Raw genomic sequence first — 17523 nt, forward strand, 5'->3', positions numbered from 1 at the left:
GCGCGAAATCCGCGCCCGCCATCAACCCAGCGCCACGCCGCCAGGTGGTTCCCTTTTGCACGCCGATAGTGGGTCCCGTTTGGACGCCGATTGACAGTCGAGGCAATGACGCGGATCGCGACCATACGCGGAGCGCCCCGCGCCATTCGGGTGGACAATGGCCCCGAGTTCATTGCGAAAGCCCTGGATCGCTGAGCCTATGAAAACAGTGTGAAGCTGGACTTCTCACGTCCAGGCAACCCCACCGACAACGCCTTCGTCCAACCATTCAATGGGCGGCTCCGTGACGAATGCCTCAATACCCATTGGTTCTTGTCATTGGACGATGCCAGGAACAAGATCGAGGCGTGGCGACGAGACTATAATGAGTGCCGTCCTCACACCTCGCTTGGCTGGATGACACCAGCCGAATTTGCTTCATCTGCCGAGGTTAACCCCGGCAGATGAAGGCCGGAGGCTAACATTGAACCCGGACACAAAACCGGGGGGATCGTCACAACGATGCCGAGACTCTAATCGCAACCGGATGAAGGTTGGGGTTCACGTAAACATGGCTGTTTCCGCGAAATTTAATCTGCAGTTTTCTTGCTCAAAGCCATCATGGGCGAATCACCATCGACCATAAAAATATCCGAGTGAAAATAAAAGCTACCTAGGGAGCTACCTAGCGAGAGGTCACTGCTTTCAGTGGCCTCTGGCTCTGAGTATAAAATCCTGAAATAATTCAGAATTTTGGTGGACGCACTTGGGCTCGAACCAAGGACCCGCTGATTAAGAGTCAGCTGCTCTACCAACTGAGCTATGCGTCCGTACCCGGATGGTAGCCTGCACCGTGCGGTGGGGCGGGGAAGGGGATGGTGGTGGACGCACTTGGGCTCGAACCAAGGACCCGCTGATTAAGAGTCAGCTGCTCTGCCAACTGAGCTATGCGTCCATTGCCATCCGGCAATCCCGTTCGGGAGCAGCCCCCTTAGCGTTTTTCTGGACCCTGCCAAGCCCCAATTTTGCTTTTTTGTGGCAGGTTCCCGATTGTGAACGCCACGGATCAGGAAAGGCTGCGGGGAGCGACGCGGTTCCAGCGTTCCACGGCCATGATTGTGCCGATGCAGATCATGTTGGTCATCATGGATGATCCGCCATGGCTCATCCACGGCAATGGAATGCCGACGACCGGAGCGAGGCCCATGACCATCATCAGGTTGATGCACATGTAGAAGAAAATGGTCATCACCATACCCGCTGCCAGCAAGCGCGGGAACCGGTCTGGTGCGTCAAGGGCGACTTTAAGGCCCCAACGAAAGATCAGGCCGAACACGGCAAGCACGAACAGGCCGCCAATCATGCCCCATTCCTCGGCCATCGTGGCAAAGACGAAGTCCGTATGGGATTCAGGCAGGTAATTCAGGTGGCTTTGCGATCCATCGCCAAAGCCTTTGCCGAAAAAGCCCCCCGAACCGATTGCGATTTTCGATTGGGTGATGTGATAGCCCGTCCCCAAAGGATCGCTTTCAGGATCAAGGAACACCAGCACGCGGTTGCGCTGATAGCCGTGCAGCAGCGTGAAGAACGCGAGCGGTGCAATGACCAGCATTGCGCCGCCTGCGCCCAGAAACCAGCGCAATGGCAATCCGGCAAGGAACATCACCACCACCGCGCCGAACGTGATCGACAGGCCGGTGCCAAGATCGGGCTGAAGCATGACCAGACCTGCCGGAACGCCCAGCAAAACCGCAGCAGGGCCAAGCGCGCGCCAGTTCTGCGTCTCGCCAACAGGCAGTACGGAATAGAACCACGCCAGCACCAGCACGATGCCCGGTTTCATCAGTTCGGATGGTTGCAGCGTCATGAAGCCAAGGTTCAGCCAGCGCTGGCTGCCACCACCAATCCCGCCAATCAATTCAACCAGAATCAACAACAGGCACAGGACGACATAGACCGGGATCGCCATTTTCCGGAACAGTTCCTGTGGCAGCCGGGCGATCACCATGGCCATCACCAGAAAAATGGAGAAGCGTATCAGGTGCGACATCGACCACGTTTCAAACCGTCCACCAGCCGCCGAATAGAGCACTGCCGCGCCAAAGCCGACCAGTGCCATCAGCGGGATCAGCACGCCCCACGGTTGACGCGCGATGGCCGCCGGAACGTATGCGCGGGGCATCATGGCTGCACCTGCGGCGTTGCTGCCGCCGGGCTGCCGGATGGGGCCGTGGCAGGGGTGGCTCCTTGCTGCGGGGCAGCCACAGGCTCCGGGCGCGGAGAGGCGGCGTCGGTCTGGACAATGGCGGGCGCGGTATCGCGCTTACGCGCTTGTTCGGCCTGTTCGGTCAGTTCTTCATCATCTGGCACCGGCTTTGGCGCGCTGCCGCCATATTTGGCGGCAAAGCTGTCGTAGCGCGCAGACATACGCTGTTGCACGTTGCCGCCCCATTGCTTTTCGAATTCGTCGAGCACCGCCATCGCTTTGTCCGGCGCGAAAATATAGGTCATGACGTCGCGCGCGATGGGATAGGCGGCGCCTGATCCGCCGCCATGTTCGACAACGACCGCGCAAGCGTATTTGGGCTTATCGTATGGGGTAAAAGCGATGAAGTGGCCGTGATCGCGGTACTTCCATGCGCCGCTTTTGCCGTTGGCCACGTTCAGGCCGACGACTTGGGCTGTGCCGGTCTTACCCGCCATCAACACGTCATCAATCGGCAGCTTGGCGCGCCCTGCTGTGCCGCGCCCGTTGACCACTTCGCTCATCGCCGAATGGATGAAATCAAGGTGATCCTGCCGGAAGCCCATGGATTTTACAGGGGGGGCTTTGCGGTCCAGCACCAATCTCGGCATGACTTCGCGGCCGGATGCAATGCGCGAGGCCATGACCGCCTGTTGCAGCGGGTTGACCAGCATGTAGCCCTGACCGATGGTTGCGTTCACGGTATCGTAAAGCGCCCATTCCTTTTGATACTTGCGCAACTTCCACGCAGGATCGGGCACGGTGCCATAAGATTGGCCGGCATAGGGCATCGGGAATTCCTGCCCCAGCCCCAGACGCTTGGCCATTGTGGCGATCACATCCATGCCCAGCTTCTGCGCAAAGTGGTAGAAATAGACATCACACGATTGATAAATGGCCTTGGCCATATCAACCGTGCCGTGGCCGCGCCGGTTCCAGCAGTGGAACACACGGTTGCCGACGCGCAATCCGCCGCCGCAACCGACACTTGCGCTTGGGTCAAGCCCTGCTTCGAGGAATGCCATGGCCACCATCGGCTTGACCGTGGAGCCGGGGGGATAGAGCCCGCGCAGAACCTTGTTTCGCAAGGGCACGTGATCATCTTCGGACAGCATCTTCCATTCGATGCGGCCAATGCCGTCAGAAAAGCTGTTGGGATCAAAGCTGGGCATCGAGGCCATGGCCAGGACATCGCCGGTTTCGCAATCCATCACCACGACCGAGCCGGATTCAAGGCCGATGCGGCGCGCGGCATAGTCTTGCAGGCCGGCGTTGATGGTCAACTGGATGGGCTTGCCCGGAACATCCTCACGCGTACCAAGATCGCGCACGATGCGCCCCGAAGCGGTCGCCTCGACCCGGCGCGCTCCCGGCACACCGCGCAAGCGTGTTTCGAAGTTCTTTTCCAGCCCGTCTTTGCCGATCTTGAAACCCGGCGTGATCAGCAGCGGATTGCGTTCTTTTTCATAATCCTCAGCCGATGCCGCGCCGACATAGCCGACAAGGTGGCCCACTGCCGCGCCAGCCGGGTAGAACCGAGAATAGCCGCGCTGGGGGATGACGCCGGGCAGTTCGGGCAAACGCACTGACACGGCGGCGAATTTGTCCCAATCAAGGCTTGAGGCAACTTCGACAGGTTGGAACCCGCGCGCTTTATCAAGCTTGTCGCGGATATCGCGCACACGGTCGGGCTGCAAATCAAGCAGGCCTGCAAGCGTTGCCATGGTGCGATCAGGATCATCGACGCGGTCGGGAATAAGATCGACGCGGAAGTCTGCACGATTGGCGGCAAGCGCATTGCCGAACCTGTCCAGCACCCAGCCGCGCCGTGGCGGGATCAGGGTAAGGTTAACACGGTTGCTTTCGGAATCTGCGCGGTATTTCTCGTTCTGCGCGACGGCAAGGTAGCCCAAGCGGGTGGCAAGAAGCACCCCGACGCCGGTTTGCAATGCGCCCAGTACAAAGGTGCGCCGCTCAAAACGGTGAGTCAGGATTGCCGATGTCATCGGCAGGCGCGAATTGAGTTTCATAACCGCTTCAGCGGCAATAACCGCACACGGTCCAGAAGGGCGATAACGCCTGTCACGACAGGGAAGAACATGACGGACATCAACACTTGCGGAACAATCACAAAGGGCAGGGGATAGCCTGTGACAAAGCCAGCCAGAACCGCGCATGCCGTGAGGTAGCCGGTCGTCAGAAGGCTGGCGGCAAGCCAATCCTGCGCGAAGCTGCGCCACAAAAAGCGCTCGTCAATAATTTCCATCGCCAGCATCGAGATGGACCACAGCAAAATGCCCGAACCGAACGGTTGCCCCGAATAAAGGTCGTCGACGAAGCCCAACGGCAGGCCGGCCCATACGGGCAGCATACCGGGACGCATCATCCGCCAGCCAAGCAGCATGAGATAGGCCAGCGGCGGCATGATCGGTGCCGAGGCAATGATCGGTGAAAAGCTGGCCATAGAGGCAAGGATAATGCTCAGCCATGGCAGCCCGATGGCGAGCATGGGCAGCGGTTCACGGTTGATCCGCTTGCGGACGACATCTGCGCCAGAGCCAATGTCACTCCAGTTCACGGCGTTTCTGCCGCGGTGCCTTCACCGTCCTTGGCGATCTGCTGAAGCTGTGCGGCTGCTTGTGCCTGATAGCTCGGTTCGACGATCACGAATTCGTTGTTGGCCGGATCAGCCGCCAGATGGCCAATCGCACCATCGCGGTGCGGGTCAGTTGCCACGGCCACCGGAATGCCCGGCGGATAAAGCCCACCCGAACCGGACGTGACGAAGACGTCACCCTTCTTCACTGGGTTCACGCCCATGTTGATCAAACGGATATCGATGCGCCCGTTCGATGCCCCCTGGACGAAAGCGGCAAGTCCGTCGTTCGCGCGGCGGACGGGCACGACGTTTTCAGGATCGGTGACTAACAACACGCGCGCGGTATCCGGCCCTACCTCAATCACCCGCCCGATGAGGCCGGAAGCAGCGCGCACTGGGAATCCCGGCTTCACGCCTTGATTGCTACCTGCATCGATCACGGCAAAGCGCCTCGTGCTTGATGCCGTGGATCCGATAAGATGGACGGTAGCCACCGGTTTGCGCACAGGATCGACAATCCCGAGCAGCGCTTTCAATCGGCGGTTTTCATCTTGCAAGGATTGCATCGAGACTGCGTTGGCGCGCGCCGCATCAACTTCTCGCCGCAAATCGGTGTTTTGCTGGCCTGCGTTGAAATACGCGCCGATTGCGCCGAAAACCGACTGGCTGGTGGCGCGGCCCTTTGCGCTTGCCTGACCCATCGGTCTTGCGACTTCTGCGGCAGAACTGCGGGCAAACGAGAAAGCATCCGGATTGATCAGCGACATGACAAGCACGATAACCCCTGCCACGACGCCCAGCAAGGCAATCACGTAGCCGGTGAAAATCCCGTATTGCGCCCTGCGCGAATAGCCCGGGCGCCGGTCCTTCGACCGCGCCATGCGTTCACCCCTTCAAGCCAGCCCCCGTCCATCCGGGAGCCGTATTGCAATCAACGTATGACGATCAAGCCGTGGTCAACACGCCGCGATAGATCGGATCTTCCATCGCACGCCCGGTGCCCAGCGCCACGCATGACAGCGGGTCTTCGGCGACGCTGACAGGCAGACCCGTTTCTTCACGCAGATGTTCATCAAGGCCGCGGATCAAAGCGCCACCGCCAGTGAGAACAATGCCCTGATCGACAATATCTGCCGCCAGTTCAGGCGCGGTGTTTTCCAGCGCGATGCGCACGCCTTCGACAATTGCGCCGATGGGTTCAGACAGCGCTTCGGCGACATTGGCCTGCGTAATCGTTATTTCCTTGGGCACACCGTTGACCAGGTCGCGGCCCTTGATCGCAATCGTTTCGCCTACGCCATCGGCGGGAACGGTGGCGATGCCATATTCCTTCTTGATGCGTTCAGCGGTGCCTTCACCGATCAGCAGATTGTGATGGCGGCGCACGTAGGAAACGATGGCTTCGTCCATCTTGTCACCACCGACGCGCACCGATGTGGTGTAAGCGAGGCCGCGTAGCGACAGCACCGCAACTTCGGTCGTGCCACCGCCAATATCGACGACCATCGAACCGATGGGTTCGGTGACGGGCATGTCGGCACCAATAGCGGCGGCCATTGGTTCAAGGATAAGATAGACTTGGCTGGCACCGGCATTGCTGGCAGCATCGCGGATCGCGCGCTTTTCAACCGAGGTGGCGCCCGAGGGCACGCAGATCACGATTTCAGGGAAACGCAGCAGGCTTTTCGAGCCATTCACCTTGCGGATGAAGTGCTTGATCATTTCTTCGGCGACTTCGATGTCGGCAATCACGCCATCACGCAGCGGGCGGATCGCTTCGATGTTGTCAGGCGTCTTGCCCATCATCATCTTTGCGTCATCACCCACAGCCTTGACGCGCTTGATACCGTTGATGGTTTCGATGGCGACGACTGAAGGTTCGTTCAAAACGATGCCGCGATCCTGCACGTAAACCAGCGTGTTGGCCGTGCCGAGATCGATCGCGATGTTTTGCGAGCCGAATTTGAAGAATCGAGAAAAGATCGAAGCCATCAGAAAATCCGTAAATAAACTGCGGTTTGGCGCACGGGCATGCGCCAGACCCCTTAGAATTTGCGCCCGGGAAGGTGGCTCCCTAGCAGGGGTTACCGGCAAAACCCATAGGCTTGTGCGCGATTGAAGGGATAACTTTTCCGCTTGTCTCGAAAAAACGCAGGTTCGGCGCTAGGCTCTGTCTGACTATGCGAGTCATCCGCCGTCTTCCTGAAACCTTGATCAACCGTATCGCCGCCGGCGAGGTAGTTGAACGCCCTGCCAGCGCGCTGAAAGAACTGGTCGAAAACGCCATTGATGCAGGCGCTGTGCACATCCACGTGCGCTTGTCCGAAGGCGGTCTTGCCATGATTGAAGTGACAGATGACGGCTGTGGCATGCGGCCTGACGAGATTGCCCTGGCGCTGGAACGCCATGCCACATCAAAGCTGCCCGATGAAGCAATCGAAGAGGTCGAGACGCTCGGCTTTCGCGGCGAGGCCCTGCCGTCGATAGCCTCGGTTGCACAGGTGACTATCGAAAGTCGCCCGCAGGGTAGCGCAGATGGCTGGAAGCGCGTGGTCGACAATGGCACGCTCCTGTCCGAAGGCCCTGCTGCCCTGCCTCCCGGAACGCGGGTGCGGGTGGAGCACTTGTTCGAAAAGATCCCCGCCCGCCGCAAATTCCTGCGCAGTGCCCGGTCAGAATGGGCCGCAGCGCAGGACGTGGTGCGCCGTCTTGCCATGGCGCGGCCTGATCTTGGCTTTACGCTTGAGCATGATGGCCGCCGCGCCCTGCATGTCCAGCCCGATGAGACGCTGGAGGCACGCGTCGCGCAACTGGTAGCGCGCGAATTGGCGGGCAATTCGGTTGCGGTCGATCTGGCGCGCGGTGATTACCACCTGGTTGGCGTTGCGGGCCTGCCCACATTCAATCGGGGAATGGCTGATCACCAGTACCTGTTCGTCAATGGCCGACCCGTCAAGGACAGGCTGCTGATCGGTGCTGTGCGCGGGGCCTATGCCGATATGCTTGCGCGCGATCGCCATGCGGTCTTGGCGCTGTTCCTTCAGGTTCCCGGCGGTGAAGTGGACGTCAACGTCCATCCCGCCAAAACCGAAGTACGCTTTCGCGATCCGCAACTGGTGCGCGGCATGATCGTGTCCGGTCTGCGCCATGCCTTGTCGAGCGGTGATCGGCGTTCGGCGCAGGCCCCATCTGCCAGCGCGATGGCGGCGTGGCAGGCCGAACCGGTGGCTCCAGTGCAGCAAGGTTCCATCTTTACGCCAACCTGGCGGCCCGAAGCGCGGGTTTCTGATGCAGGTCAGGCGTGGCGCGGCTATGAACAATCGGTCCTCGCCCCCATTTCAGCACGAGCAGAACAAGCGTCAGAGCCGGTTGTCGCAGCCGCGCAGCACCCGCTGGGCGTCGCACGCGGCCAAGTGGCCAACACTTATATCGTGGCCGAGGCCGAGGATGGTCTGGTCATCGTTGACCAGCACGCCGCGCACGAACGTCTTGTGCTGGAACGGTTGCGCGCGGGCGGTGCAGGGCAGGGCGCGGCGCAAAGTCAGGCATTGCTGATCGGTGAGGTGGTAGAGCTTGAGGAAGTAGCTTGTGACCGGTTGGAGGAGGCCTCTGCCCAATTGGCCGAGTTCGGGCTTGTGCTCGAAAGGTTCGGGCCGGGGGCGATGCTGGTGCGGGCCATTCCTGCTGCGTTGGCCAAAGGCGATCCGGCAAAGCTGGTGGCCGACGTTGCCGATGACTTGGCGCAAAATGGCGATGCCTTGCTGCTTGGCGAAAAGCTTGATCTGATCCTTGCGACAATGGCTTGCCACGGTTCGGTGCGGGCAGGGCGGACGCTGTCGGTGGCAGAGATGAACGCCTTGCTGCGCGAAATGGAAGTGACGCCGCGTTCGGGGCAGTGCAATCATGGCCGTCCGACGTGGGTTAAACTGGCGCATGGTGACATTGAAAAGCTGTTCGGGAGAAAATGATGCCGGTCTTGCTACGCAGCGCGCTGATCTTTGCCGGACTTCTATGCCTTGCCGGATGCGAGGAAAAGGAGCCGACTGACGCGCAAGCTATTGCTGCGGTCAACGCGGCGCAGGACATCAAGGCTCCGGTCGAAGCACTGCTGCTTCAGCCAATCCTTTCGCCCGATATCACCAAGAACAAGCTGCACGGCACCGGTTGTGCGTTTGTGGCTGAAGGCGGCGGGATTGGCGCGGTATTGCTGGCGCAAGACAAGCGCGGGGTGATCAAGGTTGAAAATACGGTGATCATTCTGGCCCCCGATACCGGCAGCGCCCAAATGCCGATGGGCAGTTGGTCGCGCTACACCGGCAAAGAGAACGCGCTGACCTTATCGGCAACCGGACCGATTGCTCCACTGGGCACCGGAAAGCAGTTCAAGGGCAAGTTGGTGATTACCGACGAGCACGAAAGGTCCGTTTATACTGCCAGTGGCGACGTTCAATGCCGGACGATTTGATCCCGCCATGGTTATCGTGATGACGGCAACGGGTCCGGGATGATCCGGTAGCGCGCCATTATGACGCTGAACACGCCGAACAGCAGCAAGCCTGCGGCAACCAGCGTGAAGGCATCGCCAGTATCGCGCAGATCGTTGATCACGCCGCCAAGCGACAAGACCTCACGGCTGTTTTCAAACCATGCCGAACGCAGCAATGACCAACCAATGAGCATGAACACGACAGCACGCGCAGCATGTCCTGCACGACCGATTGGACACGTTGTTTGGGGTGCATTGGAAGAGACGTTGCGCATAAAGCTGGCGGTGTAGGCTGTCTTTGCCTGAAAAAGTCCGGCGACGACAAGGGCAACACCGACAAGCCCAAGCAGCGTCGATCCAAGCGAATAGCCTAACGCGCTTTGCGCCCATTGGGCCGATTGATCTCCGCCAGTACTCTTTGCGCCGCTGGCAAATTTCGCTGCCGTCCACGCCATGCCCGTGTGCAACACAGCGCTGACAAAATACCCAGCACGAAGGGCCATGCCCTTGGCATCCGATCCCTTGCGCTCAATATCGAAGAAAGCGGCGGAAAAACGGTAAAGTGCATAACCAAGCAAGCCTGCCGCAGCGAGGTACAGCACTGCCCAACCGGCAGGAATGTCGGCGATGACCGCAAATGCATCACTTGCACCATCATCGACCGTTTCGGAACCTGCGGTGGTCAGGGCCAAATAGCCTAACAGAATGTAGACAACGCCACGGGTGGCAAATCCAACGCGTGCCAGCCAAACGACTTTTTCAGACTTATCGACCATTGCGCTTCCCGGGCTCCGCCAAATTGGTTGAGCCCGGTGAACGTATTAAGGCCGTAAAAGTGCCCGGCTATCAGCCGCTTGTGATCAGACGTTGAATTTGAAATGCAGGACGTCACCGTCCTTGATCACATATTCCTTGCCTTCTTGTCGCAGCTTGCCCGCATCACGCGCCGCGCTTTCACCGCCCAGCGATACGAAGTCATCATAGGCAATGGTTTCTGCGCGGATGAAGCCGCGCTGCATGTCTGAATGGATTTCGCCAGCCGCTTCAGGCGCCTTTGCACCTTGATGCGTCGTCCATGCGCGGGCTTCCTTGGGGCCAACCGTAAAGAACGTGATCAGGTGGAGCAGTTCATATCCTGAACGGATCACGCGGGCGAGGCCGGTTTCGTGCAGGCCCATTTCTTCAAGGAACACGCTGCGCTCTTCGGGGTCCATGCCGACCAGCTCGGATTCAATGGCCGCAGACACGATCACCGCGTTTGCGCCTTCGGCCTTGGCCTTTTCGAACACGCGGGCCGAAAAGGCGTTACCTTCAGCCGCGCTCTCTTCGTCAACATTGCAAACATAAAGCACGGGCTTGGCTGTCAGCAACTGCGCCTGCTTGAAAACGCGCTCTTCTTCCTCGTCCTTGGGCTTGGTCAGGCGGGCAGGCTTGCCTTCGCGCAGCAATTCAAGCGCTTGGCCAAGGACCGATGCGATCAGCTTGTTTTCCTTGTCGCCCTGCGCGGCCTTCTTCACCGCTGCCGGAACGCGCTTTTCCAGGCTTTCAAGGTCGGACAGCATCAATTCGGTTTCCACCGTGTCTGCGTCAGACACAGGATCAACCTTGTTATCAACGTGTTGGATGTCATCGTTCTCAAAGCATCTCAACACATGGACAATGGCGTCCACTTCGCGGATGTTGCCAAGGAACTGGTTGCCAAGGCCTTCGCCCTTCGAAGCACCACGCACAAGGCCCGCAATATCAACGAAGCCCAGTTGCGTAGGGATGATCTTCTGGCTTCCGGCGATGCGTGCCAGTTCCTCAAGCCGGGGGTCTGGAACGCCGACATTGCCGACGTTGGGCTCGATGGTGCAGAACGGATAGTTCGCCGCCTGCGCGGCCTGCGTTTCGGTCAGCGCATTGAACAGCGTCGACTTGCCGACATTGGGAAGCCCGACGATACCGCAACGAAAACCCATTTCCACACTCCTTGTCTGGACCGCGCCCTTAGCGGTCGTTGGCGGGTTTGGAAACCTTCGCCGACGATTCAGCCTATTCTTCTTGGGTTTTCACCAAAATTTCAGGGCTGGGTGCGATAATGGCTCCATGAAAAAGACCCTGATTCTCCCGCTCGCCCTGCTGATCGCTTCTTGTGGTGATGATCCTGCTGCGCGGATTGCCCGCGCGCACGATGAAATCGCCGGTATGGAACTTGGCGCTGCACGGATTGATCTGGCCGCGGCGCTTGCAGCCAAAGGGGATGATGCCGAACTGCTGAAGCTGTTGGCAGGCGTCCAATTGCGGTTGGGTGATGGTGAAGGCGCACAATCCAGTGCCGACCGGTTGGCGCGACTGGGCTTCAAGGGTGCGGAACTGAACCAGATCAGGGCCGAAGCAGCGCTTCTGCGCGGAAAGCCTGAACAGGCCCTCACGATGCTGGCAGATGACAATTCGACCACGGCATGGCGGGTGCGGGCAGCGGCCAAGATCGCGTTGAAAGACACGCAAGGCGGAATTGACGCGTTGCGGCGCGGGATTGCGGTGGGCAATGATCCCCTGTTGTTGCGCGATTACGCGCGCTTCCTGATCGACGCACAGGACCTTGACGGCGCGCAAGCGCAAGTCGCAACGCTGTTCCGCCTTCAAGCTGATAGTTTCGACGCGCTGATGCTATCGGCAGACATCGCGGCGCGGCGCGGCAAATTGGCCGACGCTCATGCCACGCTTGATCGTGCGGCAAAGCGTTATCCCAAGCTGGCTGATCCATGGATGGCGCGCGCAAAAGCCTATGACATTGAAGGCAAGCTTGACGATGCCATTGCCATGACGGAGCGGGCCGCAGCGCTTGCTCCCGATGATCGCGGCGTTACCGATCTTCAGGTGCAGTTCGCATCGATGAAGGGAGATTGGGAACAAGTGCGCACGGTGCTTGCAAAGCAGGAAAGCACGCTGGACCCCATCTCGCCCAATGGCCTGACATATGCCGAAGCGATGCTGCGCACGGGCCATCCTGAACAAGCGCGGGCGCTGTTTCAACGCGCGCTCAGCCGTTCGCCCAACAATCCCTATTCGCGGTTGATGCTGGCGCAGGCGCAAATGGCCACAGGCGATGCGGCGGCGGCCTATGCCACAGTGCGTCCACTTTCGGACAGCCTTATTGCCGGGGAAGATGAACTGGATGTGGCGGAAAAGGCGGCGCGCGCGATGGGCAGCCCTGATGCCGATGCCTTGAAGGGACGGCTTGCTGCCGTCCGCACCAGCCAGTCGGTTGAACTTAACCGAAAGGGGCGGGCCGCCATTGCAAGCGAAGACTGGAATGGCGCAATCGCTGCCTATGGCCAGTTGGCGCAAATGGGCAAAGATGCCGAAGTGCTAAAACGGCTTTCATTGGCCTTAAGCCATGCAGGCCGCGTTGATGAAGCCATTGCCGCAGCCGATGAAGCGCGGACACTTCGCCCCGAGGACCCGGACATGACCTATATGGCAGGCTATGTCCGGGCTGTGGGGGGTAAGGACCGTGCCACCGCGCTCAGCTTGTTGAAGCAGGCCAGTGACACTGATCCTGGCAACGCTGTTTTCAAGCGCAGCCTTGCAAGGTTCTCAACCGCCCAAGGCGGGTAAGAACCCTGCCTGCCTGATCAGGCGCGTGGCTTGACCTTGCGCGAACGGGCAAAGCCGATGCCAAGCAAGCCCAAAGCCATCATGCCGAGCATGCCGGGTTCAGGAACCGCTGTGCCGCCCGATGAAGACGTTGTGCCGCCCGATGTGGTGGTTCCGCCCGTGGTGGTGGTGCCGCCCGAGGTCGTGGTCGTGGTGCCGCCTGTGGTGGTGCCGCCCGACGTGGATGACGTTGTGGTGGTTCCGCCCGAAGTCGTGGTGCCACCTGACGTCGTTGTGCCGCCAGTCGTGCTCGACGTGGTCGTGGTGCCGCCGGTGGTGCTGGACGTGCTGCTGGTCGTGCCGCCGCATCCGCCGCCGGTGTGGCCGCAGTGGCAATAATGCTTGTGCTTGGTTTGCAGCCACCACGTGGCGTGGGCCGGCGTTGCCGTGGACATGCCCAGAAGAGCGGTCGCGGCGATGACTGAAGCGCGGATTTTCATACTAACCCCCATTGGTTAACTCGGAACTGCCGAATTCAATGCAATTGTGGTGCCAGATGTTTAAAATAAGGTGTTTAGATGGTTAACGCCCGGGAAGATTATCGGAGTTGTAAGCCAGACCGACAGTTTTTGATGTCTGGATTATTGCTGGCGTAAAGCCACATCGTTCATGAACCGCACGCTGTCGCCGCGCGCCAGCCAATCGGCCTCTGACGCGATTGCGCCCAGCATATCGACCAGATCATCCTGTTCGGCCTTGGCGAAGTTGCCCAGCACATAGCCTGTCACGCGGTCCTTGTGGCCGGGATGGCCGATGCCCAGCCGCACGCGCTGGAAATCCGCGCCCAGATGCTGGTCAATCGACCGCAGTCCATTGTGTCCTGCGGTCCCGCCGCCCTGCTTCACCTTGACCTTGAAGGGTGCAAGATCCAGTTCGTCATGGAACACGGTCAGCGCTTCGATGCCGAGTTTATAGAACCGCATCGCCTCGCCCACGGCGCGGCCGCTTTCGTTCATGAAGGTGGCAGGCTTGAGCAACAGCACTTTTTCCGTGCCGATGCGCCCTTCCTGCAACCAGCCCTGAAACTTCTTCTGCACGGGGCCAAAGCGGTGCACCTCGGCGATGGTATCCAGCACCATAAAGCCCACATTGTGCCGGTGGAACGCATATTGCGGTCCGGGATTTCCGAGGCCGACCCAGAGTTTCATTGGGGTTGGGTTCCTTGTGCTTGGCAGGTGAAGACATAGCGTAAACCCGCCACGCAAAAAAGAACCCCTCCCGCACCGGGCGGAAGGGGTATCTTTTGGAAGCTCACCGCCAAAGCGGGAGCATCGGAAAGCCTTAAGCTTCCGCTTCGCTTTCACCGCTCTTCAGCGCCGAAGGAGCAACGATCGTGGCGATGGTGAAGTCGCGGTCAATCGCAGGCTTCACGCCAGCAGGCAGGGACACTGCGCTGATGTGGATCGAATCACCAACTTCGTAGCCCGAAACATCAACGATGATGTCGTCAGGGATCGCGTCTGGCGAGCAGATCATTTCCAGCTCGTGGCGAACCACGTTCAGGATGCCGCCCTTCTTCAGGCCGGGCGATTTTTCTTCGTTGATGAAGACAACCGGCACGTCAACGTGAACAACCGAATCCTTCGAAATGCGGAAGAAATCGGCATGCAGCGGACGGTCCGAAACCGGGTGGAAAGCGACGTCCTTGGGCAGGGTGCGCAAGGTCTGTCCGTCCACAGTAAGCTCGACGACAGAGTTGAAGAAGTGGCCGGTGCCCAGCGCCTTGTTCAGCGCCTTTTCTTCGAGGTGAATTGCAACCGGTGCTTCGTTGCCGCCATAAATGACAGCGGGGGTGCGGCCTTCGCGACGCAGTGCACGGGAGGCTCCCTTGCCTGCCCGATCGCGCGTCTCAGCCGACAGCGTAAGCGTCTCGCTCATGTGTCAGTACCTTCCAAGAAATGCTATGTTTCAATACTTCCTCCGCCACGCCTCCAGGGATGACCATGACAGGGAAGCGGCGGCCCTTAGCGACTTTGCCGGGAAATGCAAGCAATCCGGCACTGTCCACTCAAGGAATCCGCTTGATCTGCCACCCGCGCGCCATCATCAAGCGTTGCAAGCTGTCAGACCCCGCCAGATGCGCTGCCCCCACCGCCACGAACGGCTTTGCACCTTGCTTCAACATGGCGTCCAGTTGCACCGCCCATGCGCGGTTGCGGTTGGTCAACAAGGCCTGATGCAAACCGGGATCGGCAAGGAAGCCGCGATTGGTTTCGCTGGCGATGCCCAGATCATCACCGCGCAGCCACAGTGTCACCATGTCGGCCTTTTCGTCCATATCGCTGGCGGCTTCAACCGTAACTTCCTGCAACAACACCTGCTGTTGGCGCGGCGGCAGCGCATCGAAAATGCCAAACTGGCTGTCGATCGTTTCAAACCCCGCAATCGGCTTGGCCCCTGCCAGTTTGCGCAATTGCGGTTCCGCTCCGCTTTGCGGATCGGCGCCCGCCTCTTGTCCGGCAATGGCGGCCAGTTGCAATGCCACCGCCCAGCTTTCCGTATCGGCAAAGTCGGCGTCCGATAAATCAAGTTTGCGGTAAACGCTGTTCAGCTTGTCCCGATAGGGCGCTGGCAAGCGTTGTGAAGGCGGGGGCAGGCCGGGTGTCCCTGCCAACCGCGCCAAAGCCTCGCCCGCAACGTTTTGATCCAGCGGCTCGGCAATTTCCATGACCAGCCGGTCCGCACTGCCCAATGCCTCTGTAATCGCCGGGCGCAACCAGTTGGTTTTCGGCGGCAAAGCGTGGACGGTGCCAAACATATAGCCGCGCACCGCGCCGGTTTTATCGGCAATTTGCCACAACGCCACTTTTGCATCGCTCTGGGGTGCGGGATCGCGGCGGAACCACGCCACCGCCATGCCTAAAGCTGCAAACAAGGCAAGGCGCAGCAGGAATTTCACTGCACACGCTCTGCCGCAATGCCCTTTTGCTTCAGCACATCCTGCACGCTTTTTTCGCCCGCAAGATGGCCAGCACCCACTGCTACAAAGACTTGCCCCGGTTGGTTCAACCGCATGGCGATCCATGTGGCCCAATCACGATTGCGTTGATACAGCAGCGCTTCTGACATGGCGGGATCATCCATCTCGTCATTCAGCACAGCCGCCAGCGCATCGGGTTCGCCCGCGCCCCAGTGCTGCATCATGGCGCCAATCAGCGGCATGGCCTTGTCAAAATCGCTCACGGCCTCATTCAGGAACCGCAGTTGCGCCTGACGCGGCAGGCTGTCGAACAGGCCGAGCTGAAAGCCCACAGTCTCAAGCGCGCCTTCCTTTTTGCCCTTGGCCAGCGCCGCCTTGCGCAAAACGCTTTCCGCGCCGTCATCCTCGCCATATCCTGCCAGCGCATAAGGCATCGTGCCAAGCGTCACGCCCGCCAGCCACGGCTCAAACGCGTCAAAGGCATCGGCCGGGATTTTCAGCCGCGTCAGCAGCGCTTCATAAGCCGCACGTTCATCCTTGCCCAACAAAGACCGCAAAGTTCCGCCTTGCAGCAGGCCCACAGCCATTACCGCTTTTTGCTGTTCGGCATCGGGAACATCGGGGATTTCGGTGATCAGCTGCTCTGATGCGTCCAATGCGCTGGCCACCGGACCATCAAACCAGACCAGGTTCTTGGGCAGCACGTGGACCGTGCCGAACAGATAGATGGTCGTGTCGGTATCCGCCACTTTCCACAGTGCAGGCTTGAGGTGCTGCACCGTTGGAGGCGGGACGGGTAGTTCCTGCGCTTGGACGGTGCCCGTCAAAACGGTCACGGCAAGGGCAAGGGTCGAAACAAGAGTGCGTTTGATCGTCATTTCATCGTCCTAGGTCACAAACTCATAAATGGGATTCCCTTTTTGGGGTGGTCGTGATTCAAGCTCCTGGAAGGGAGCTTATGATGAGCGTGCGTCGCTACGAGCTCGGTTCGCCTTGGGCGGACATACCTGAGCGCTATGGCCCACCGACGACCTGCTACAACCGCTTCGTTCGATGGCGCAAAGCGGGAGTTTGGGACCGCATCTTCGAGGCGGTGTCGAGAGCCTATGAAGGCGAGCTTCAGATGATCGATAGTTCCTCGATCCGCGTCCATCAGCATGGCGCGAATGCAAAAAAAGGGGTCCGAAGGAAGCCGAGGCTGGGGACGACGCTCCAGCCCGATGCATGGGGCGCTCGCGGGGCGGACTGACCACCAAGATCCATGCGCTTGTTGATGCGAACGGCCTGCCGATCATGCTGAAGCTCACCGAGGGCCAAGCCCATGATGGCCGCAGCGCCGCCGACATGCTCGACGCGATCGGCGAGGATCAGATCCTCCTTGCCGACCGCGCCTATGACAGTGACGCGCTGCGTGAGAAGATCGCCGGACAAGGTGCCTGGGCCAACATCAAACCTTTGCCGAACCGGAGGAAGGTGCCGGCATTCAGCGCCTTCCTTTATCGCTACCGAAATCTCGTCGAGCGCTTCTTCAGTAAGCTCAAGCACTTCCGAGCCGTCGCAACTCGATACGAGAAGCACGACGCAAACTACCTCGCCCTCGTCAAACTCGCCTCAGCCAAAATCTGGATGCGATTTATGAGTCGGTGACCTAG

Annotated in this window: 15 protein-coding genes, 2 tRNA genes and 2 pseudogenes; 5 read left to right on the forward strand and 14 right to left on the reverse strand. The window is 59.7% G+C overall.

Annotated elements, in window-relative coordinates; all coding sequences use genetic code 11:
• Window positions 1-135 precede the first annotated feature (135 nt).
• A pseudogene (locus B7Y89_RS16875) lies at window positions 136-447 on the forward strand (integrase core domain-containing protein); the annotation flags it as partial.
• 286 nt (window positions 448-733) lie between these two features.
• On the opposite strand, the gene B7Y89_RS16880 reads toward B7Y89_RS16875, so the two are convergent.
• The 7 genes from B7Y89_RS16880 to B7Y89_RS16910 form a co-directional block, all read right to left on the reverse strand.
• Window positions 734-809 (reverse strand) — tRNA-Lys (locus B7Y89_RS16880).
• Window positions 810-858: 49 nt separating this feature from the next.
• Window positions 859-934: transfer RNA gene (locus B7Y89_RS16885), tRNA-Lys, on the reverse strand.
• A 111-nt stretch (window positions 935-1045) separates the two neighbouring features.
• Window positions 1046-2161 carry a rod shape-determining protein RodA gene (rodA, locus tag B7Y89_RS16890; protein ID WP_292940348.1) on the reverse strand — a complete coding sequence of 372 codons (1116 nt, stop codon included), beginning with the start codon at window positions 2159-2161 and terminating at the stop codon, window positions 1046-1048.
• The gene (gene mrdA / locus B7Y89_RS16895) at window positions 2161-4254 is read right to left on the reverse strand and encodes a penicillin-binding protein 2 (protein WP_292940306.1); all 2094 of its coding nucleotides are present in this window, start codon (window positions 4252-4254) and stop codon (window positions 2161-2163) included. Before mrdA ends, rodA begins: the two co-directional genes overlap by 1 nt.
• Window positions 4251-4802, reverse strand: a complete 552-nt coding sequence (mreD, locus tag B7Y89_RS16900) for a rod shape-determining protein MreD (protein WP_292940309.1) — start codon at window positions 4800-4802, stop codon at window positions 4251-4253. Before mreD ends, mrdA begins: the two co-directional genes overlap by 4 nt.
• Window positions 4799-5704, reverse strand: coding sequence for a rod shape-determining protein MreC (mreC, locus tag B7Y89_RS16905; protein WP_292940312.1), 906 nt, complete (start codon window positions 5702-5704; stop codon window positions 4799-4801). The genes mreD and mreC overlap by 4 nt, the downstream gene beginning before the upstream one ends.
• Window positions 5705-5768: 64 nt before the next feature.
• Window positions 5769-6815, reverse strand: a complete 1047-nt coding sequence (locus B7Y89_RS16910; protein ID WP_054109575.1) for a rod shape-determining protein — start codon at window positions 6813-6815, stop codon at window positions 5769-5771.
• A 188-nt stretch (window positions 6816-7003) separates the two neighbouring features.
• On the opposite strand from B7Y89_RS16910, the gene mutL reads away from it, so the two are divergent.
• On the forward strand, window positions 7004-8791 hold the full coding sequence (gene mutL, locus B7Y89_RS16915) for a DNA mismatch repair endonuclease MutL (protein WP_292940317.1): 1788 nt from the start codon (window positions 7004-7006) through the stop codon (window positions 8789-8791).
• Window positions 8788-9288 (forward strand): hypothetical protein, encoded by a 501-nt coding sequence (locus tag B7Y89_RS16920; protein WP_292940321.1) that lies wholly within the window; start codon window positions 8788-8790, stop codon window positions 9286-9288. The genes mutL and B7Y89_RS16920 overlap by 4 nt, the downstream gene beginning before the upstream one ends.
• Before the next feature lie 11 nt (window positions 9289-9299).
• On the opposite strand, the gene B7Y89_RS16925 is transcribed toward B7Y89_RS16920, so the two are convergent.
• Both B7Y89_RS16925 and ychF read right to left on the reverse strand, forming a co-directional pair.
• On the reverse strand, window positions 9300-10085 hold the full coding sequence (locus tag B7Y89_RS16925; RefSeq protein WP_292940324.1) for a DUF1206 domain-containing protein: 786 nt from the start codon (window positions 10083-10085) through the stop codon (window positions 9300-9302).
• 84 nt (window positions 10086-10169) lie between these two features.
• Window positions 10170-11270, reverse strand: a complete 1101-nt coding sequence (gene ychF / locus B7Y89_RS16930; protein WP_292940327.1) for a redox-regulated ATPase YchF — start codon at window positions 11268-11270, stop codon at window positions 10170-10172.
• A gap of 127 nt (window positions 11271-11397) precedes the next feature.
• On the opposite strand from ychF, the gene B7Y89_RS16935 reads away from it, so the two are divergent.
• Complete coding sequence (locus B7Y89_RS16935; protein WP_292940329.1) at window positions 11398-12912, forward strand: tetratricopeptide repeat protein; 1515 nt, start codon at window positions 11398-11400, stop codon at window positions 12910-12912.
• Window positions 12913-12929: 17 nt separating this feature from the next.
• Here the strand turns inward: B7Y89_RS16935 and B7Y89_RS16940 are convergent, their stop codons facing one another.
• The 5 genes from B7Y89_RS16940 to B7Y89_RS16960 all read right to left on the reverse strand — a co-directional run bounded on the left by B7Y89_RS16940 (window position 12930) and on the right by B7Y89_RS16960 (window position 16749).
• Window positions 12930-13391, reverse strand: a complete 462-nt coding sequence (locus tag B7Y89_RS16940) for a PEP-CTERM sorting domain-containing protein (RefSeq protein WP_292940332.1) — start codon at window positions 13389-13391, stop codon at window positions 12930-12932.
• A gap of 141 nt (window positions 13392-13532) precedes the next feature.
• Window positions 13533-14099: an aminoacyl-tRNA hydrolase gene (gene pth, locus B7Y89_RS16945; protein WP_292940336.1), complete on the reverse strand. Its 567-nt coding sequence runs from the start codon at window positions 14097-14099 to the stop codon at window positions 13533-13535.
• Between the two features lie 133 nt (window positions 14100-14232).
• Window positions 14233-14829 (reverse strand): 50S ribosomal protein L25/general stress protein Ctc, encoded by a 597-nt coding sequence (locus B7Y89_RS16950; protein WP_292940339.1) that lies wholly within the window; start codon window positions 14827-14829, stop codon window positions 14233-14235.
• A gap of 130 nt (window positions 14830-14959) precedes the next feature.
• A complete protein-coding gene (locus B7Y89_RS16955) occupies window positions 14960-15850 on the reverse strand; it encodes a TraB/GumN family protein (RefSeq protein ID WP_292940342.1) in 891 nt (296 codons plus the stop codon).
• Window positions 15847-16749, reverse strand: a complete 903-nt coding sequence (locus B7Y89_RS16960) for a TraB/GumN family protein (RefSeq protein WP_292940345.1) — start codon at window positions 16747-16749, stop codon at window positions 15847-15849. The genes B7Y89_RS16955 and B7Y89_RS16960 overlap by 4 nt, the downstream gene beginning before the upstream one ends.
• A gap of 107 nt (window positions 16750-16856) precedes the next feature.
• On the opposite strand from B7Y89_RS16960, the pseudogene B7Y89_RS16965 reads away from it, so the two are divergent.
• Window positions 16857-17518, forward strand: a pseudogene (locus B7Y89_RS16965) (IS5 family transposase); the annotation flags it as partial.
• Window positions 17519-17523: the final 5 nt, after the last annotated feature.

Source organism: Novosphingobium sp. 32-60-15, from assembly GCF_002280675.1.
In the GTDB taxonomy this organism is placed as follows: Bacteria; Pseudomonadota; Alphaproteobacteria; order Sphingomonadales; family Sphingomonadaceae; genus Novosphingobium.